General features: G+C 27.7%; 17 protein-coding genes and 1 pseudogene. 1 reads left to right on the plus strand and 17 read right to left on the minus strand.

What is annotated here, in order from left to right; translation table 11 throughout:
- Nucleotides 1-123: 123 nt before the first annotated feature.
- The 11 genes and pseudogenes from ACTNAO_RS06405 to ACTNAO_RS06455 all read right to left on the minus strand — a co-directional run bounded on the left by ACTNAO_RS06405 (nucleotide 124) and on the right by ACTNAO_RS06455 (nucleotide 12,369).
- Nucleotides 124-1,425 (minus strand): pyrimidine-nucleoside phosphorylase, encoded by a 1,302-nt coding sequence (locus tag ACTNAO_RS06405; protein ID WP_441027582.1) that lies wholly within the window; start codon nucleotides 1,423-1,425, stop codon nucleotides 124-126.
- 86 nt (nucleotides 1,426-1,511) lie between these two features.
- Nucleotides 1,512-2,684, minus strand: a complete 1,173-nt coding sequence (locus ACTNAO_RS06410; protein ID WP_441027583.1) for a phosphopentomutase — start codon at nucleotides 2,682-2,684, stop codon at nucleotides 1,512-1,514.
- Between the two features lie 36 nt (nucleotides 2,685-2,720).
- On the minus strand, nucleotides 2,721-3,599 hold the full coding sequence (locus ACTNAO_RS06415) for a tyrosine-type recombinase/integrase (RefSeq protein WP_441027584.1): 879 nt from the start codon (nucleotides 3,597-3,599) through the stop codon (nucleotides 2,721-2,723).
- Nucleotides 3,600-3,671: 72 nt separating this feature from the next.
- Nucleotides 3,672-4,286 (minus strand): stage II sporulation protein M, encoded by a 615-nt coding sequence (spoIIM, locus tag ACTNAO_RS06420; RefSeq protein ID WP_441027585.1) that lies wholly within the window; start codon nucleotides 4,284-4,286, stop codon nucleotides 3,672-3,674.
- A gap of 137 nt (nucleotides 4,287-4,423) precedes the next feature.
- Nucleotides 4,424-5,272 (minus strand): N-acetylmuramoyl-L-alanine amidase, encoded by an 849-nt coding sequence (locus ACTNAO_RS06425; protein ID WP_441027586.1) that lies wholly within the window; start codon nucleotides 5,270-5,272, stop codon nucleotides 4,424-4,426.
- A 137-nt stretch (nucleotides 5,273-5,409) separates the two neighbouring features.
- Complete coding sequence (locus ACTNAO_RS06430) at nucleotides 5,410-6,267, minus strand: putative ABC transporter permease (protein WP_441046100.1); 858 nt, start codon at nucleotides 6,265-6,267, stop codon at nucleotides 5,410-5,412.
- Nucleotides 6,268-6,305: 38 nt separating this feature from the next.
- A complete protein-coding gene (gene ilvD, locus ACTNAO_RS06435; protein WP_441027588.1) occupies nucleotides 6,306-7,964 on the minus strand; it encodes a dihydroxy-acid dehydratase in 1,659 nt (552 codons plus the stop codon).
- Between the two features lie 156 nt (nucleotides 7,965-8,120).
- The gene (locus ACTNAO_RS06440; protein ID WP_441027589.1) at nucleotides 8,121-8,759 is read right to left on the minus strand and encodes a hypothetical protein; all 639 of its coding nucleotides are present in this window, start codon (nucleotides 8,757-8,759) and stop codon (nucleotides 8,121-8,123) included.
- An 81-nt stretch (nucleotides 8,760-8,840) separates the two neighbouring features.
- A complete protein-coding gene (locus ACTNAO_RS06445) occupies nucleotides 8,841-9,521 on the minus strand; it encodes a FadR/GntR family transcriptional regulator (RefSeq protein ID WP_441027602.1) in 681 nt (226 codons plus the stop codon).
- A gap of 323 nt (nucleotides 9,522-9,844) precedes the next feature.
- Nucleotides 9,845-11,449: pseudogene (locus ACTNAO_RS06450) on the minus strand (PTS transporter subunit EIIC); the annotation flags it as partial.
- Between the two features lie 446 nt (nucleotides 11,450-11,895).
- A complete protein-coding gene (locus tag ACTNAO_RS06455) occupies nucleotides 11,896-12,369 on the minus strand; it encodes a hypothetical protein (protein WP_441027590.1) in 474 nt (157 codons plus the stop codon).
- A gap of 181 nt (nucleotides 12,370-12,550) precedes the next feature.
- Between ACTNAO_RS06455 and ACTNAO_RS06460 the strand changes: the two genes are divergently transcribed.
- A complete protein-coding gene (locus ACTNAO_RS06460; protein ID WP_441027591.1) occupies nucleotides 12,551-12,820 on the plus strand; it encodes a hypothetical protein in 270 nt (89 codons plus the stop codon).
- 575 nt (nucleotides 12,821-13,395) lie between these two features.
- Here ACTNAO_RS06460 and ACTNAO_RS06465 read toward each other — a convergent pair.
- The 6 genes from ACTNAO_RS06465 to ACTNAO_RS06490 all read right to left on the minus strand — a co-directional run bounded on the left by ACTNAO_RS06465 (nucleotide 13,396) and on the right by ACTNAO_RS06490 (nucleotide 19,028).
- Nucleotides 13,396-13,662 carry a hypothetical protein gene (locus tag ACTNAO_RS06465; protein ID WP_441027592.1) on the minus strand — a complete coding sequence of 89 codons (267 nt, stop codon included), beginning with the start codon at nucleotides 13,660-13,662 and terminating at the stop codon, nucleotides 13,396-13,398.
- Between the two features lie 610 nt (nucleotides 13,663-14,272).
- Nucleotides 14,273-14,827, minus strand: coding sequence for an acyltransferase (locus ACTNAO_RS06470; RefSeq protein WP_441027593.1), 555 nt, complete (start codon nucleotides 14,825-14,827; stop codon nucleotides 14,273-14,275).
- Complete coding sequence (locus ACTNAO_RS06475; protein ID WP_441027594.1) at nucleotides 14,817-15,905, minus strand: glycosyltransferase WbsX family protein; 1,089 nt, start codon at nucleotides 15,903-15,905, stop codon at nucleotides 14,817-14,819. The genes ACTNAO_RS06470 and ACTNAO_RS06475 overlap by 11 nt, the downstream gene beginning before the upstream one ends.
- 43 nt (nucleotides 15,906-15,948) lie before the next feature.
- Entirely contained in the window at nucleotides 15,949-17,109 is a 1,161-nt protein-coding gene (locus tag ACTNAO_RS06480) for an EpsG family protein (protein ID WP_441027595.1), read from the minus strand.
- Nucleotides 17,110-17,124: 15 nt separating this feature from the next.
- Complete coding sequence (locus tag ACTNAO_RS06485) at nucleotides 17,125-18,237, minus strand: glycosyltransferase (RefSeq protein ID WP_441027596.1); 1,113 nt, start codon at nucleotides 18,235-18,237, stop codon at nucleotides 17,125-17,127.
- A gap of 2 nt (nucleotides 18,238-18,239) precedes the next feature.
- On the minus strand, nucleotides 18,240-19,028 hold the full coding sequence (locus tag ACTNAO_RS06490) for a glycosyltransferase (RefSeq protein ID WP_441027597.1): 789 nt from the start codon (nucleotides 19,026-19,028) through the stop codon (nucleotides 18,240-18,242).
- Nucleotides 19,029-19,216 lie beyond the last annotated feature (188 nt).

The following is a 19,216-nucleotide window of genomic DNA, read 5'->3' on the forward strand; positions in this document are numbered from 1 at the left end:
TATTATTATATTCAACTATTTATCATAAAAATAACATTTTGTTAAAAAAATATGCCATATTCATAGTATTCTACGAATATGGCATATTTATACTAGTTTTTTTATTAATTTATAAGAAAATCATTACCTTATTATTTCATATATTAAAGTTTTTTTACAAGAATTATTACTAATTTCTATTTCATTTAATAATTCCTTTGCTGCAATGTTACCTTTTATTTCATCATTTGCATATATTGTAGCTAATAAGTCGCCTTTATTAACTTTGTCACAGCATTTTTTAGCAAAGACAATTCCTACAGATAAATCTATCAAGTCATCTTTATTTTCTCTTCCTGCACCAAGTTTCATAGCAATAAGTCCTACATTTTGTGCATGAATTTTCGAAATATAACCACTTTCCTTTGCAAAAACATTAATGGTATATTTACTCTTTTTAAATAGATTTATATTATCTACAAACTTTTCATTACCACCTTGCATTTTTATAAATTCTTTTAATTTTTCTATAGCCTTTCCATTTTTAATATTTTCAAGCAAAAGAGTTCTTCCTTCTTCGTAAGTTTCTACTCTATTTGCAATCATAAGCATATTGCTTCCAAGACATAGTGTCAGTTCAAGAAGATCCTTAGGACCATTCCCCTTTAGAGTATTTATAGCCTCTATTACTTCTAATGAATTACCTACAGCAAACCCTAAAGGTTCATTCATATCTGATAAAACTGCTATTGTTTTTCTACCTACAGAATTTCCTATGTTCACCATAAACCTAGCTAATTTTTCTGCATCTTCCTTTGTTTTCATAAATGCTCCATCTCCAACTTTAACATCTAAAACAATTCCATCTGCACCAGATGCAATTTTTTTACTCATAATACTTGATGCTATAAGAGACATATTATCTACTGTAGCAGTTACATCACGAAGAGCATATATTTTTTTATCTGCAGGTGCTAATTTTCCTGTTTGAGCAGCAAGAGCAATTTTTATTTTATTTACATTGTCAATAAATTGCTGTTCACTAATATTTACAGAAAAACCGTCAATAGATTCTAACTTATCTATTGTACCTCCTGTATGGCCAAGTCCTCTTCCTGACATCTTGGCTACTGGAACACCTGTAGACGCTACTAGTGGCGCCAAAGCTATTGTTGTTTTATCTCCAACACCTCCAGTTGAATGTTTATCGACCTTTATGCCATGAATCTTAGATAAATCCATAGTATCCCCAGAGTTTGCCATAGCCATTGTTAAATCTGTAGTTTCTCTTTTATTCATTTTATTAAAAAATATGGTCATTAAAAGTGCAGATGCCTGATAATCTTTAATTTCACCATTTGTAAAGCCCTTTACAAAGTATTCTATTTCTTCTTTTGTAAGCTCTTTTCCACATCTTTTTTTGTAAATAATATCATACATTCTCATAAGTTCCCCACCCTTAGCAAATTTTTTACATAACCTTTAGTAAACATCTAATACAATAATTTAATAATAATCTAATATTAAAAATATTATTTAATAATTTCCCTTATAAATGATTTACCTACAAGATTATTTTTTATATTTAAATAATCTAATACACTTTTTCCTATATCTGCATATGTGTCTCTAATACCAATACATATGTTGCTTTTTATATTTTTGCCATATAAAAGTATTGGTATATATTCTCTTGAATGGTCTGTTCCAGGCATTGTAGGATCACATCCATGATCTGCTGTTATAATAAGTAAATCTTCATCTTGCATTTTATTGTATATTTCATTAAGTCTATTATCAAAGGCTTCAATGGCATTTCCATATCCTATTGGATCATTTCTATGTCCATACAACATATCAAAATCAACTAAATTAGTAAAAATAAGACCATTCTCTACAGAATCCATATAATCAAGAGTTTTATCTACTCCATCCATATTATTTTTTATATGAATTGCATCTGTAACACCTTTTTTATTATATATATCTTCAATTTTGCCTACTGTAGCCACAGTAAGACCATTCTCCTTTATATATTCAAGCATTGTTTTACTAAAAGGATCTAATGCATAATCTCTTCTATTAGAAGTTCTAGTAAAAGAACCATCTTTTCCTACAAAAGGTCTTGCAATTACTCTTCCTACAATATTATCTCCTGTTAATATTTTTCTTGCTTCAATACACATTTTATAAAGTTCATCTAAAGAATAAACCTCTTCATGACATGCAATTTGAAATACACTATCAGCAGATGTGTATATTATTGGAAATTTTGTTTTTATGTGCTCTTCACCTAATTCTTTTATTATTTCAGTACCAGATGCAACTTTATTTCCTAAAACCCCTTTAACTCCTGTTTTTTCTTTAAATTTATTTATAATATCATCTGAAAAACCCTTTGGATAAGTATTTAAAGGGTTTTCTAAAATTACTCCAGCTATTTCCCAATGTCCAGTTACCGTATCTTTACCTACTGACCTTTCCATAGCTTTGCCATAGCATCCAATAACATCATTTCTATTGTTAAAATTCTTAATCTTAGGAATACTGTATATGCCTAGTTTTTCTAAATTTTTAATATTTAAACCTCCCATTTTCTCATTAACATGAAAAAATGTATCTGCACCTTTATCACCATACTTATAGGAATCAGGCATTTCACCAATACCAACACTATCTAAAACTATTAATATTACTCTTTTCATAAAGCATTCCTCCTTATCTTTAGAAATTATTAACCCTTAAGCTCTTGGATGAGTATTTTTATATATTACGTTAATTTTATCATTATTTATTATTTCATAATAAGTGTCCATGTAAGTAAGTACTTGATTTCCAAGAAGCTTTTGAACAGCTCTAACATTTGCACCATTTTGAAGCATATGAACTGCAAAAGAATGCCTAAATGTATTTAAATTAACGTCCTTTTTTATTCCAGCTTTATGAGAATACTCTTTTACAATTCTCCATATTCCTTGTCTTGTTAATTTTTGACCATTTAAATTAACAAAAAGGTTATTTACTCCAAAATCTGCAATAGTACTTCTTATTTCTAAATATTCATTTACTGCTCTTAAAGCACTTCTGCCTATAGGAATAAGTCTTTCAAAATTTTTATTGTCTATGCATTTTACAAAAGCAAGATCTAAATTAACATCTTGGACATTTATATTTATTAATTCAGAAACTTTCATTCCTGTAGCATACATAAGTTCTAAAAGTGCATTATCCCTTATTCCCTTAGGACAATCTTTATCAACGGATCTTATTATTTTGTCAACTTCAGCAATAGTAAGAATTTCAGGTAATTTTTTTTCTGTTTTGCTACTTCTAAAAGAAATCTTAGGTATTTCACTTATTATTTCTTTGTATTTTAAAAAACTATAAAAACTTCTAAGGCTAATAACAATTCTATTTATTGATCTTTCTGATTTTCCTTGGTTTAAGAGATATTGAATATAGGCCATTATTGCCACATTATCTGATTTAAATAACTGCATTTGTTTTTTTTCTACAAATTTTGAATATAGATTAACATCAGTAACATATGCATATACTGTGTTTTCACTTTTATCATTTTGTAACAAATATTCCTTATAATTATCTATTATTTCCCTCATTTCTGTCTCCTAACCATTACTTATATTTTTATATTCGACAAATCAAATCTATCCCCTTCTTATGTTTAGCTCTTATACTATTATTTTAATTAAACTAGGGCAAACAAAAGCTTCTATAAACATTGCAACTACACAAAATAATATTAAAGTAAAAATCATTTTTTTAGAATTTCCCATAATTATACCTATATTTTTACTTTTTAAAAACCTATGCTTAAATCTATAATTTGCTGTTTTTATAGAAATAATACTCATTAGTATAATACATGGAATGTAAATAATATTTTGTGGAATAACAGAAGCTAATGCTAATAAAATCCCTTTCTTTTCTAAAGTATTAATTAAAAATGAAAATGTATATCCAAGTGTAAACCCCTTAATAAAATCAATAATTAATATTATAGGAGTTCCCCAAAAAGTATAACCCAATATTAAAATGGGAATAAAAATACAAAGTACCTTAATCACTATGCTTAAAAGTAAATCACTATAATTTATAGTTTCATTTCTAGTACCTTCCATAAAAGTATTAAAATAATTAATCAAATCATTTTTATCCGTACTATTCATGTATTTTACACTGCATACTCCAAAAACAATTCCAATACATAAGAATAACAGTATTATAAGATAATTAAACTTATTTTGTCTTATAGTGTCATTTATTTCTGTTAATAACTTTTTCATCTTTTACTCCTCCAAAGTTACTATAAATAATATTATGATTAAAAAAACAATATTATTCATAATACTTAATGGAGATTTTGTTAATTTATCTTTACATTAAATACTTTTCATTTCACAAATAACTACAATGAAATATTTTAATTATAATATAGACTAGTCCATGTATCACTACCTACTATACCATCAATTTTTAAATTGTTAAGCTTTTGAAATTCAACAACAGCATTTCTAGTTTCATTTCCAAATATACCATCACAGTTTATGTTTAATTTTTTCTGAATAAGTTTTGTTATACTACCAATAGCGCCAAAGGATATATCCGGAGCATAATATATTATTTCTTCAGGTTCTAAATCTAAATCACTAATATCAGCATATCCTTGAATAGTAATTTGATTTTTTAAAGATTCAATCCAAGTAATATTGTCCTTTTCATCTGATAATTCTTCTTTTGACTTTTTATGACCTAATATACCATATGCAATAGCTTTACCTATAGCTGCTGGTCCTACACTATAATAATTATTAACGTCATACAAAGTATCAAGAAAACATACACATACAACTAATGCTCTAGCCTTTACCCCTTTAACAAAATAAATTTCACTTCCATTTTTTATGCCTCTATTATTAAATCCTAAAATGCTTAAATTGTCTAATATTGTAACTGCCTCTTTATGCATAATACCTTTGTATGTATATATTTCTGATCCAATACCCTTTCCAATATTTCCATGTAAACTTATTACAATATCACTATCAAATTCATTACATTTTTTTACCCTTAATTTAAGCAAACCTCTTTCTGTAAGGGAATCGTTTTTACTATTTCTTGAAGGTCTAAGTAACATAACTTCATGGCCTAAACTTTTAAGTTCTTTTATAAGATATATCCCAACTTCATTAATTAATTCTTCTTCAGATATAATACCAATGTTTCCATGATCCTTTGGAAAACCATGAGCTAAATCAATTGCTATTTTCAAAATTTCCACCTTCTCCAAACCTTCTATTTATTTATTTTTCCCTTTAGTATATTTTTTATTCATAGGAAATATTAAAATAAAAAAAACTACAAAATTGACAAAAATCAACCTTGTAGTTTATTTTTATTGATAAAATATTACTTTTTGTAAATCTTCTTCATTTTACTTAAATATTCTTTATATTTACCCTTTTCTAGTTTAGGGAATGCTTTTACTATTCTTGTATAAGAAAATCTTTTATTGTCAAATATTTTTTTATATTTGATTTTTAATTCTTCTAATTCCTGGGATTTTTTCTTAAAAGCTTGCATTTTTTCTAATGATGCTTCTTTTCTTAAAGCTACTCTTTCTTTAGAAATTTCTTTAGCTTGAGCTACCTTTTCTTCTACATTTTCTTTAAATTGTTCTTCTTTATCAAGAGCTGAAGTAACACCTTCATATATATTTATTCCAACTTCATTAGAGAATGCTTTTATTTTTTCTGCTAATTCATCCATTAATTTAAGCTGCTTTTTAAATTTGCAAATAGCCATTATTGTTACTACCAAATCAACAAAAAAAGCTACTGAAATAATAAGAAGAAAAATAAGCCCTAAAGTATGTGGCATACCATCTATTAATTTCATTATCAGTGGATGAATGACTTTTACAACAAATGTACATAAAATTCCCCACATAATTGAAAAACTAAGACATACATATCCATGAATATTAAACTTATTTTCTGAATAATCCCACCATTTTTCATTAAAAATTTTTTCCAAAACAAATCCAGTAATAAACTCTATTAGAGATGTTAAAATAACAGCACCTAAAAATAATATAGGCAAATTATTACTAAGAGGTTCTAAGAATGCTATAACAACTATGACACCTATACCATATATAGGGCACCAAGTTCCATTAAAAAAACCTCTATTAGTAAACTTTCTATATGCCCATGCAGCATATACCTCTTCTGAACACCATCCTAAAAATGAATATAAAAAGAACATCCAAATAATCTCATAAATTGTATATATCATAACTTATATTATTTTAAAACTGCTCCTGTGCATCCAGATGTAACAAGTTTTGCATATCTTGCAAGGTATCCATCTGTTATTCTAGGATCTCTTGGTTTCCATTCTTTTCTTCTATTTTCTAATTCTTCATCAGAAACTAGCACTTCAATTGTATTTTCAGGAATATTTATTTCTATCATGTCTCCTTCATTAATTAAGGCAATATTACCACCTACTGCTGCTTCTGGAGATACATGTCCTATAGCTGCACCTCTTGTAGCTCCTGAAAATCTACCATCAGTAATTAATGCTACACAATTTCCAAGTCCACTACCCATAATAGCTGATGTTGGATTTAACATTTCTCTCATACCAGGGCCACCCTTTGGTCCTTCATATCTTATTACAACTACATCTCCAGGATTTATCTTACCATCATATATAGCATTTAATGCATCTTCTTCACAATCAAATACTCTAGCAGGTCCTTTATGATGCATCATTTCTTCAGCTACAGCAGAACGCTTAACAACTGATCCCTCTGGTGCAAGATTTCCTTTTAATACTGCTATACCACCTGTTGTACTATATGGATTATCAATAGTTTTTATAATATTTGTATCTTTTATTTCATGGCCTTTAATGTTTTCTGCTACAGTCTTACCTGTACAAGTCATTAAATCAGTATGAAGTACTCCAAGCTTATTTATTTCATTCATAACTGCATATATTCCACCAGCTTCATTTAATTCTTCAATGAAGTGATCTCCTGCTGGTGCTAAATGACAAAGGTTTGGAGTTTTACTTGAAATATCATTTGCTAAATCAAGGTTCAAATCTATTCCACATTCATGAGCAATTGCTGGTAAATGAAGCATACTATTTGTACTACATCCAAGAGCCATATCAATTGTTAATGCATTCAAGAAAGCATCTTCTTTCATAATATCTCTTGGTCTTACGTTGTTCTTTAAAAGTTCCATAATTTGCATACCAGCTTTTTTAGCAAGTCTAATTCTTGCAGAATAAACAGCTGGAATAGTACCATTTCCAGGAAGAGCCATTCCAAGAACTTCTGTTAAACAGTTCATACTATTTGCAGTAAACATACCTGAACAAGAACCACATGATGGGCATGCTTTTTCTTCAAATTCTAATAATTGTTCATCATTTATGTCACCTACTTTGTATCTGCTTACAGCTTCTGATACATTTGAATAACTTATTTTTTTACCATTTAATGTACCTGCAAGCATTGGACCACCACTTACAAAAATTGTTGGAACATTAATTCTTGCTGCAGCCATTAAAAGACCTGGAACATTTTTATCACAGTTAGGAACCATAACTAAAGCATCAAAAGCGTGAGCCTTTGCCATAGTTTCAGTTGAATCTGCAATAAGTTCTCTTGAAACAAGTGAATACTTCATTCCTTCGTGTCCCATTGCAATACCATCACAAACTGCAATTGCAGGGAATACTATTGGAGTTCCTCCTGCCATAGCAACACCTTGTTTTACTGCTTCTACAACTTTATCTATGTTCATATGTCCTGGAACAATATCATTCTTTGAACTTACAATACCAATTAAAGGTTTTTTAATTTCTTCATCTGTTAATCCCAATGCATGAAATAATGCTCTTTGTGGTGCTGCATTAACACCTTTTCTAATTACATCACTTTTCAATATAATCCACCTCTACTTATATTTTTGATTTATGTTTTAATTATATAGTGAGAGTTGTCTAATGTCAATATCATTGTTATACAATACCCAATATAATTTTTAATAAAAAAAGTGATAATACAAGTTTTAATACTCATATTACCACCAAAATATATTTTAGCCTTTAAATACTGCTTTTTTTAATAAAACAATATCATAACAATTTTCCTTTGTTGCTGAAATTAACAAGCTTTCATTCTTTTTTATATCAAGAACACTTTCTTTTAATTCACTATAATTATTTTTAAGTGTATTAATGCTTTCTTTTATAGATTCAACATCACCTTCAATATGTGCAATATCAACGGCTTCTTTATCTATATAAGCTTTATGTTGCTCTACTGTATGCCTTATAGCTTTTAAAATGCTAGTGTTTTCTTTTACTTGTTCTCTTAATAATTCTTGATTATCTTTTAATAGTGAAATATCACTTTCCATAACAGATATTCTCTGTTTGATTCCTGATATTTCAGTTTTTATTCCTGATATTTCAGTTTTCATTCCTGATATTTCAGTTTTCATTCCTGATATATCTGTTTTCATTCCTGATATTTCTGTTTTCATTCCTGATATTTCTGTTTTCATTCCTGATATTTCTGTTTTCATTCCTGATATTTCTGTTTTCATTCCTGATATTTCTGTTTTCATTCCTGATATATCTGTCTTAATACCTACTATTTCATTTTCAATTTTATCAAACTTTTTATTAATGTTGTCTTGCATGTTACTTAAAAAGTCAAAAAGTTCTCTATCCAAAATCACACCGCCTTATCTTATTGTAAGGTAATTATAATGTATAGAGAATTTAATTTCAACAAGAAAATTATTCCTGTATTACTACATAAGACCTAGTTCATTCATAGCATGAAGTATATGTATTTTCATTGCACTTTTAGCACCTTCTGCATTTCTAGCTTCTAAGAATTCCATAATCATTCTATGATCAATTAATGTATCCTTTAGTGCCTGTTTATTTGTTTGAGATAACTTTACCCCCTTATCTATAGCCTTGTATATTATAGGCATAAGTTTATTCATAAATTCATTATGAGTTCCCTTAGCAATTGCCTTATGAAAAGCCTGTTCTTCTATAGTTCTATCTTGACCTTTTTGTATTTTTTCTTCAACCATCATTCCATAATTTATTATTCTTTTAAGTTCCATATCAGTTGCTCTAATGGCAACAAGATATGCCGCTTCTGGTTCAAAAATAAGTCTCATTTCATAAAGATCCTTTGCATTTATTTTTGCATCTAAAAGATTTTCAAAGGCAGCATTTTTTTCATTTTTTTCATTATATGTTACATATGTGCCCTTGCCTCTTCTTATTTCTAATACACCATTTGTTGCAAGGATTCTTATAGCTTCCCTTAATGTTGTTCTGCTTACATCTAATTCACTAGATAAGTCATTTTCATTAGGAAGCTTATCACCTTCTTTAAAGCGCTTTTCTATTGTTATCATTGTCAATATATCATCGGCAATACTCTCTGACAATCTTTTTTTATCTTTCATAATTTCACCATTTTCTATAAGTTTTTGTACATTAATATCCTATATCTTTACATTATCAATAAAATTATATTTTAGCAACAATATATTATTAATTATTTAATTTTTATATATAAAACTTATGGTATTTATATATTGTTATAGCTAATAATGATAACTAAAATTAACCTATGTTCTGTTATAATTAATAGTGATGATTAATATTCTTAAATGATACATGTTATTATCACTTTTATTTATAACATATACATATAAAAAAGATAACATAAAAGGCATAAAACCATAAGAGTTTTATGCCGTAAATATTTTCATAACAAATATTATTTTGATATATAATCTTCTAATTTTGATTTTATAACTGGAACTTTAGGTCCATAAACAACTTGAAGTCCATTTCCCTTTTTAATAACACCAGCTGCACCGCTTTTCTTAAGAATATCTTCATCAACTTTACTTGGATCTTTAACTGTTAAACGAAGTCTTGTAATACAACAATCAAGATCACCATCTAAGTTATCCTTACCACCTAAACCTTGAAGTATTAATGCAGAATTATCATCATCATTTGTTTGAGATGATTCTTTAGAATCTGATGCTTCAGATGATGCTTTCTTTGCTTCAACATCTTTTCTTGTATAAAGTTTAGTTTCTTCACCATCATCTTCTCTACCTGGAGTTTTTAAGTTAAGTTTTTGAATTAAGAATTTAAATAAGAAATAGTAAACTGCAAAATACACTATACCTACTAAAATTATATAAACCCAATTTGTTTTTGAATTTCCTTGAAGTATACCAAAAAGGAATAAATCAATAAGTCCTCCTGAGAATGTCATACCTACTGCAACATTAAGTATATGCATAATCATAAATGATAAACCAGCAAGAACACAATGTATTCCATAAAGAAGTGGAGCTACAAAAAGGAAAGTAAATTCAATTGGTTCAGTAATACCAGTTACCATAGCTGTAAGTGCTGCTGAAAGTAAAAGTCCTCCAACAACTTTTTTCTTGTTTTCCTTAGCACATTTGTACATTGCAAGAGCTGCACCAGGAAGACCAAAAATCATGAATGGGAATTTACCAGTCATAAATCTAGTTGCATCTACACTAAAGTGAGTAACTGAAGGATCTGCAAGTTGTGCAAAGAATATATTTTGAGCACCTTCTACATATTGACCTGCAACTGTTGCTGTTCCTCCAACTGCTGTTTGCCAGAATGGTAAATAGAATACATGGTGAAGACCAAAAGGAATTAATGCTCTTTCTATAATTCCATATATCCAAGTTCCTACATAACCAGAATTTCTAACAAGGTCACCTAATGCAAATATACCAGATTGAATTGTTGGCCAAATATAGAACATAAGTATACCAACAATTACATAAACTATAGCTGAAATTATAGGTACAAATCTAGTACCACCAAAAAATGAAATAACTTGTGGAAGTTCAATCTTGTAGAATTTATTGTGAAGTGCAGCAACACCAAGACCAACTATAATACCACCAAAAACACCCATTTGAAGTGAAGTAATTCCAAGTACACTAGCTGTTGAACCAGCTAACATGTTATCAGTACCACCATTAATATTTATTAATGCACCAATAGAAGCATGCATTATTAAAAATGCAACAGCACCTGATAAAGCTGCAACATCCTTTTCCTTTTTTGCCATACCAATTGCTACACCCATAGCAAAAATAAGTGGCAAGTTATCAAAAACAACTGACCCTGCAGCATTCATTACTGATAAAATTGAATAAATAAATGTACCAGGTCCCATTATATCTAGAAGGTGATATGCACTAAGCATTGTTTCATTTGTAAATGAACCTCCTATTCCAAGGAATAATCCTGCTACTGGCAAGATTGCTATTGGTAGCATAAAGGACCTACCAACTTTTTGCAAAACACTAAAAATTTTGTCCTTCATAATAATAATCCTCCTTTTTATATATAATTAACTAATAACATTCTAATTATATTATTAGATTAATAACAAAAAAATATGCTTTTTAAAACGTATTCATAAGAAATATTATGGATAAAAAATAGAAGACTATATACTAGCCTTCTATTTTTTATATTGACAAGCTTATATACATCTATAAAATGCATAATTTTCAAAAATACTTTTTATCTTATAGTGTCAATATTAATTTTAGGTCTAGTACCTTTGTACTTTTTATAGACTTTTGCTTTTTTTAATTATAAATTTTTTATTTATAACGCTTTTACATCTCTCTATAATTGTACAACATTTTATTACTATGCACAAGCCTATTTAATTTGTAACATAGTCTATAATTGGCACATTTATCCTCGTAAATTCACTTTCTTTCTATTATCGGTTATAAGACACTTTTATTTATACTTTTTTTAAATATTTTTTCTTTTTATTAAAATTGGTAATGTTAATATAAGTGCTGCCATTAATAATAAAATGTTTGAATTATCTCCTTCCTTATTAGAATTATTATTTTTATAATCCTGTCCATTTATTATATAATCAAAATTATTATTTTTTACATATTGCTCTATTATTGAATCTTTATCAGTATATATTTTTAACTTATTAAAGGATGCAATACTTATATTATCATTTAATGTTTTAACTTCATTGCCCTTTTCAGCTAAAAAACTATACTCTAAAGCGTCATTTTCATATGCTTTTAAATTTATACTTTCACCTAAATTTATGGATTCACTTGGAGTAGCAGAAAAACTATATTCATAAGTATCATATTCATCTGCATATGCATTTGAATTTTCAAAGGGATAAAAACTGCTTAAAAATGATGTTACCACAAAAGCTGCAATTATAGATCTTATCTTAAATTTACTACTTTTCATAAACATTCCACCTTTATCTTTTGTATAAATAAATTTTATCATACAAAAATGTAAGGATTATATTTATGTATTGCATTTAACAATTAATTTTTTTGTTTAATGAAATGTTTACAGATTGTTAAATTTAAAATTGATTTTCTATTCAATAAATTATAATATATTAATTAGGAGGGATAGGATTATGAAATTATCAAAATATCAATTAAAAAAAGTCCAATTTTTTATTAATTCAAAATCAAAAAATGCTGGTTTTTGTCCTATATGTAATCAAGAAAACATCAGTATAGAACCTGTTGTTTATCAATTGAGAGAATTCAATTCTAATGGTGATATTGTATTAGGAAATGATCAATTGGTAGAACCAATAATCCCAATTGTTTGCACAAATTGTGGATACACAACTTTTATTAATGCAATAAAAGCAGGTATTATTAAAGGGGATGACTTTTAATATTAAAATAGTAAGTCATATTAGCAGATAAATAAACATAAAATACGTATAATAATAGAAATTTAGATATGCTAAAATAAGCTCAGGTCTTAGTAAATACCTAATATCTGAGCTTATTTTAATATTTTTTATTATGTAAGATTAAGCCTTAATTCTTTTAGAATTTTATCGAATCAAGGTATCAAGCCTAGTAAAAAATTTCTACACATTCAAAAACAAGCTTTTCAGCGTATTTATAGTCTAAAATCCTGTAACGATTTAACCATTCTCTTTTAGCCTTGTTTATAGCTTATACAATCCATTTTGATTCAAGAGTTGAGCTAATAAATACCAAGATATTATCTTTCTAAAGTATAGGTCTATAACACTTGTAAGATATAAAAAGCCATCATAAGTCCATATATAAGTTATATCTGTACACCAAACAACATTAGGGATGAAACGGAATAAATTTCCACTTAGTATATTTTTAAGTTCAGAACTAAAATCTGGATTAGTCGTTATAGCAATATAAGGCTTGATATAATGAGCTTTAAGCCCTAATTCTCTCATATTAATTTCAATTGTCTTTTCACTTATTTTTTTCCTGTTTCACGCCGTTTCTGCGTAATTTTAGCTGCTCCATAATTTGGGCAGGATTCATCATATATGTCTATTATTTTATCTTCAATAACTTCTTTACATTTTTCCCCTAAAGATGATTTCCTATTCTTAAAAGAATAATATCCATTTCTTGAAACGCCTAATATTCTAAGCATTCCGCTGACATTAAGTCGAAGTCTCTTACCATCAGCTGTAATAGTTTCTTCTTTTGCAGTTTCGATAAATATAGCTTGTATCATTTTCCCAGAATGTTATATCAATTTATTGATATTAGGCTTCTTTTTAATATATTAAGTGCATCTTTGGTATTTCTTAATTCTTTCTTTAATCTAGCATTTTCTTTAGCTTCATCACTAGAATAGTTTCCAGATCCTCTAGTTGGAACTTCTCCATTATTAGAATCAGTTTTTTTAATCCAATTGACGCTGCAATACCTAACCTCTCAGAACACTTCTTTAGTGCTAATTCATAATGATCTTTGTAATACCTTACTACATTTTCTTTATCATACTGTTTATTTATTTCTATTCCTCCAAGATCGCAAATCTTTATAACCTTAATTATATTATATATCTTTTCGAGAAATTTCCACTTTCAACTTATACTATTTTTATTCTATCATTAAGCTAATATTACTATATTTAAGTTTATTGAAGGCTAGTACAACATTAAAAAGTTTAACTTTTGGTGTCCAAAATATTGACATAAGACCATTTCACCAACTTGAATATAATTAGCTTTTAGTGATTTTTCTTTCATAATGTTAGATTTTATATTTTCTACTTTGAATTTAATTGAGTCTTCTACATGTAAATTTGCTAATACAGTTTTCTATATTTATTTTTAGATTTAATTTATTTGCTTGATTACTTTTGCAGGTACACCAACCGCAACACTTTTTTCTGGAATATCATGTGTTACCACAGCATTCGAACCAATTATCGCACCATCACCAATTGCTACGCCAGGCATAATACAAACATTTCTTCCAATCCAAACATTTTTTCCAATGCATACACTACCTTTAACTTCTAATGGTCTATTAATTGGTAATATATTATTTTGTTCCATTGAATTATTTCCATGAAAATTATCAGTAATAAAAACATTTGCACCAAACAAACATCCATCGCCGATTAATATTTTATTACAACAAGAAATTTGGCAATTTTCCATCATAGAAACATGTTTGCCTATTTTTATCAACGGATTAAATGACTGGTTTCCATAGGATTTCCACGCTTGAAGTCTAAGATTATCCTCTGCATAAAAAAAATCTCCTAAAAAAATATTTTCAGACCCAATTACAATATATCCTTTACCAATATTAAAATTTTTAATAGAACCCCATTTTAAACTTCTTACTTTCAATTTATAAACTAATTTCATAACTTTATTTATCATAAATTTTATCCTTAATAGATATTTTTGCATCTCTGATCGCCTCTAAATATCTATAGCCATTCTCTTCATCTGGTTCAAGATACATTCCTTCAGCCCATTCATTCCAAGCATTAATAAAAATAAATTCATTCCCTATTCTTTCTGATTTCTCCAGCAATTCACTTACTGTTTTTTTGAATAACTTAGGATTAGCTCCAATAAAAACTTGTCCATAATTTTTGTGTCTTGGAGTATTATCCCAACCGACTGAACAACCTAAATATTCTTTTTTACTAGATTTACTCAAATAATTTCTTTCAAAATTGGAAATTAATGTATAATCAACTATTTGTGGCTTTTTAGGTATTGGAAACAAAAAATTTTTAATTTTTCTAATAACTCTTTTGTAAATTTTAAGATTAAAATCATTTAATGCAATCATTGGCTGACGCGCAACAACTGCATTGGAATTTTTACATTGACTCTTTGCACCCTTTTTCATCTTATTTTCAATAACAAAAATCCCCTTATATCCATCATTTATTGCTAACTCATTCCAAAATTCAATCATAGCATCAGCATTTTTAAGCATTTTCATATTATAAATACCAAATACAGGTTTATCATCAATTTTTATGTAGCGAGCATCCGAAAAAAATTGTTTCAAATACTCATAATGTTCTCTCCAATCTTTTTCTCCTCCATCTGTTTGTTCAATCAAAACTTTTTTCTTTCCATTTTTAGCTTGATACCATGTATGATTTGCCCAAAAAAAGAAAAATTTCTGATTTATATCCTTCCACTGTAACAAATTCTCAGCAGGTTTTTCCAGCAGCATTTTACCTTCAAACCAATAATGATAATATGCAAATCCATCAATTCCATATTCATTTGCTATTTTAGTTTGCCATTCAACAGTTTTTTTATCCAACAAATTATAATAATTATCGTTTAAAGGAACTCTTGGCTGCTTATGTCCATTATATAAAGGCTTTGCTTCCTTCACATGAACCCATTCTGTAAAGCCTCTTCCCCACCATTCATTATTATATTCTGTTTCATAAAACTGAGGTAAATAATATGCAATAATCTTTGTCATAATTTATAATTCAACCTTTCAAATAATCTATATATTATTTATATTAACCAAATGTAAATATATTAGTTTTATACCCTCCAATATACATAATAAAATATATCCAGTACAAAAACGCTAAAACTATTAAACATATACTTAATATTTTTTTATTCATATTAATTTTTTGTTGATGTACCGTATTAGCGGCTAAGATAATGGTAAAAATATCAAAATAATACGCTATTCTAAGTGCTTCATACATTCTTGCATTTAATAGAACAAAATATCGACCTATCAAAGAAAATACGAGCAATGAAACATCTTGTTTGTTAATTGATTTTTTATAATGACCAAATATAACACACAACATGACAATTCCCAATTTCAGCACAATATCAGTATTCGGAATATTACTCCACATAATATTATCTGTAATATTGGTTCGTATGTAAAATGAATATCTTGGATTAATTAACCAAAACACATTTGCAAGTATATTTACAAATTGATTATACAAAACGAAAAAAACAATTAAAATAATCATAAGTATACTAAGCATCTTTTTATATGATTTTCTATTTTCAAAAGCAATAATCAACGTTATTAAAAATAATGCAATAATTGCTCCCTTATGAAATAAAATTGCTATTATACTCCAAAATATTAATTTAAGGTATTCTCTATTCAATAAAAAATTTGTAGCTAAAAATAACATTGACATAGCAATAGATTGTCTCATCCCAGATAGAGAAAAATTATAAAAAAGAAATACATATATAATGTAACCAACAGTAATTGAACATCGTTCCCTATTTTTATAAAGAACATAGTATACAGGTGTTAATACTAAAAATTCAATAGCAAAAAATAAACATTTAATACTTCCTATTTTAGCAAATAAATAAACTAGTAGTGAAAACAAAACCTCCATTTGAGAAGATGCTACTACATAAAAATCTAAAAATTTGCTATATGTAATTGCTTTCTTAAAATTCGGTAATAAATATACACTAATATCACCACCAACAGTTGTCGATCTTAATGTAGCTAAAATACATAAAACTAGTATACTAATACTAGTCCAAAGAATTCCTACCCACTTTTTCTTTTTTTTATACATTCTTTCTGACAAATAGCAAAAAAGGAATGACATCATAAAAAAAGACATATATATTAATATTGAAACAGTATCAAACCCAATTGGTGAATCATAATCTTTTATCATCTAAAAATTCCTTTCCTAATCAAAATACAATTTTCTAACTTCTTTAGCTGTTACTACTATATCAAATCCATTTTCTCTAACTTCTTCTGAATGATCTTTTCTTTTTGCAATTTTTAAATTATCTATCTCATCACACCATTTATTAATATCATTCAAACTTGCAAAATGTATATTTTTAGTAACTTTAACTGTACTTGGAATTCTTTCTGATGCTATTACTTGGAGTCCTGTTGCCTGAGCCTCTATTCCTACAATTCCTAATCCTTCATACAAAGAAGGTAATAGAAATACATCCATGGCTTGTAAATAATCTATCACTTTATCCGATGAACCAACAAATATTACATAATTATCTAATACAAGATCAATTACTTTTTGTTTAACATGTTCAATCTCAATTCCATCTCCAACCAATATTAATTTAACTTTGATGTTATCTTTTTTGCCAATATATTCCTTCAATACCTCAAGTAGAAAACTTTGATTTTTTTCATAAGTAAATCGACCTACATGTCCTAATACCAGTTCATCATCTTCAATACCAAATTTTTTTCTATTTTTCTCCCTATCAATAGGATTGAATCGAAATATTTGCAAATCAATACCATTATTCATTATTTTTACTTTTGGCAATACACTTTTTGGAAATTTCCATTTTGCTGCATCTATAGAACAAGCACAGAAATCTGTAGCATATTTTTTAAATATACAAGAAGCATACATTTTTATTAAAAAATGCTTCAAATTTTCTTTCAATCCAGAACTATGAGAATGAACAATCACCTTCTTTATTCCTTGCTTTGCAGCCACTCTTGCATAATAAGCTAAGACTGAAATACTACCTGAATGGATATGTACAACATCATACTCATTTTTCTTTAAATATGATTCAAAGCAAGGTATTATTTCTCGCCTTGTTCCACCTACCTTAAATGGAAAATCTGCATAAACAACCTTACCACCAATATGTTTCATATAATCAATATACTCTTGATTGTCACAATAATATGGCGTAAACAAATCAACTCTTAGACCTGATAAATCCATATTTTTTAATGTAGACATTACATACGATTCTTGTCCTCCACTTGAAATAGGCTCTCCAAAAACCTCTAATACTTTTTTCAAAATTACTCTCCTTTTGGAAACTCGACTTTAGGATTAAAATTTTTTCCTTCATTAGTCGCATTTTTTATCAATGCTAATTTTTCTTTTACATTTTTACCATCTTTGAAAATTCTAATAATGTGCAATAAATTACGAATAGCAAGATAAATAGTACCTTCTACTCCATCTTGTCTATACATCACGACATCATTCCTATACATATATTTAAAACGTCCTATTCTGTCAGATTCCACAGAAATAATGTTTGCCCCAACATTACTGTTACACCAATGATGAACTACACTTTGTGGAACGAAATAACATTTATCATTTTTTGATATTCTCCTAGTATATTCCCAATCATCTGCCCAAATAAAGAATTCCTTATATGGAAGCCCTACTTTTTTTACAGTATCTGCTTTTATGAACAAAGATACAAAAGAAGCATATTGTACAACTTGCTCTTTATCAAATTTCTTTAATTGTTTCCACTTCGTAATCTTTTGTACATTCATAATACATATAGATTCGTCTTTCCAAAGAACTTTACTTGTAAGGAAACCATATCTTCCATCAAGTTCTTTATCCTTTTGCAAAAATACTTCCAGAGCTTTTTCAGTCGGCATAGTATCATCATCAAGAATCCATAGATACTCATATCCTAATTCCACTGCTTTTTTTATTCTAAAACTAAATCCACCAGCTCCTCCGATATTTCTTCCAGTATTGAAATAATACACTCCAAAATTTTCTTTAGAAAATAATTTTCCTGTTCCATCTGTACTTGCATTATCTATTATAAGTATATCCAAAGAATGGACCTATGTCAATATAGTAGACACATTTTTTTCAGAACCGAAAGGTAAATTTTTTTATCTGACCATCTTTCCTGTAAATTTAACTTTTCTATATTAATCCACAGTCTTACTTTTTTTATATGAAATTATCCACAATTGTATGGTTTAGATTACCAATTTCTATTTTTGTGGATTATTTAGTT

Origin of the sequence: Clostridium sp. HCP1S3_C6, assembly GCF_052066735.1 — a bacterium.
In the GTDB taxonomy this organism is placed as follows: domain Bacteria; phylum Bacillota; class Clostridia; order Clostridiales; family Clostridiaceae; genus Clostridium.

Excerpts from the sequence above, each read along its gene's own strand:
- spoIIM (WP_441027585.1), bottom strand. The coding sequence starts at position 4,286 with ATGAAAAAGTTATTAACAGAAATAAATGACACTATAAGACAAAATAAG.
- ACTNAO_RS06405 (WP_441027582.1), bottom strand. The coding sequence starts at position 1,425 with ATGAGAATGTATGATATTATTTACAAAAAAAGATGTGGAAAAGAGCTT.
- ACTNAO_RS06460 (WP_441027591.1), top strand. The coding sequence starts at position 12,551 with ATGAAATTATCAAAATATCAATTAAAAAAAGTCCAATTTTTTATTAAT.
- ACTNAO_RS06455 (WP_441027590.1), bottom strand. The coding sequence starts at position 12,369 with ATGAAAAGTAGTAAATTTAAGATAAGATCTATAATTGCAGCTTTTGTG.
- ACTNAO_RS06470 (WP_441027593.1), bottom strand. The coding sequence starts at position 14,827 with ATGATAAATAAAGTTATGAAATTAGTTTATAAATTGAAAGTAAGAAGT.
- ACTNAO_RS06465 (WP_441027592.1), bottom strand. The coding sequence starts at position 13,662 with ATGATACAAGCTATATTTATCGAAACTGCAAAAGAAGAAACTATTACA.
- ACTNAO_RS06480 (WP_441027595.1), bottom strand. The coding sequence starts at position 17,109 with ATGATAAAAGATTATGATTCACCAATTGGGTTTGATACTGTTTCAATA.
- ACTNAO_RS06430 (WP_441046100.1), bottom strand. The coding sequence starts at position 6,267 with ATGTTCTTTTTATATTCATTTTTAGGATGGTGTTCAGAAGAGGTATAT.
- ACTNAO_RS06475 (WP_441027594.1), bottom strand. The coding sequence starts at position 15,905 with ATGACAAAGATTATTGCATATTATTTACCTCAGTTTTATGAAACAGAA.
- ACTNAO_RS06415 (WP_441027584.1), bottom strand. The coding sequence starts at position 3,599 with ATGAGGGAAATAATAGATAATTATAAGGAATATTTGTTACAAAATGAT.
- ACTNAO_RS06410 (WP_441027583.1), bottom strand. The coding sequence starts at position 2,684 with ATGAAAAGAGTAATATTAATAGTTTTAGATAGTGTTGGTATTGGTGAA.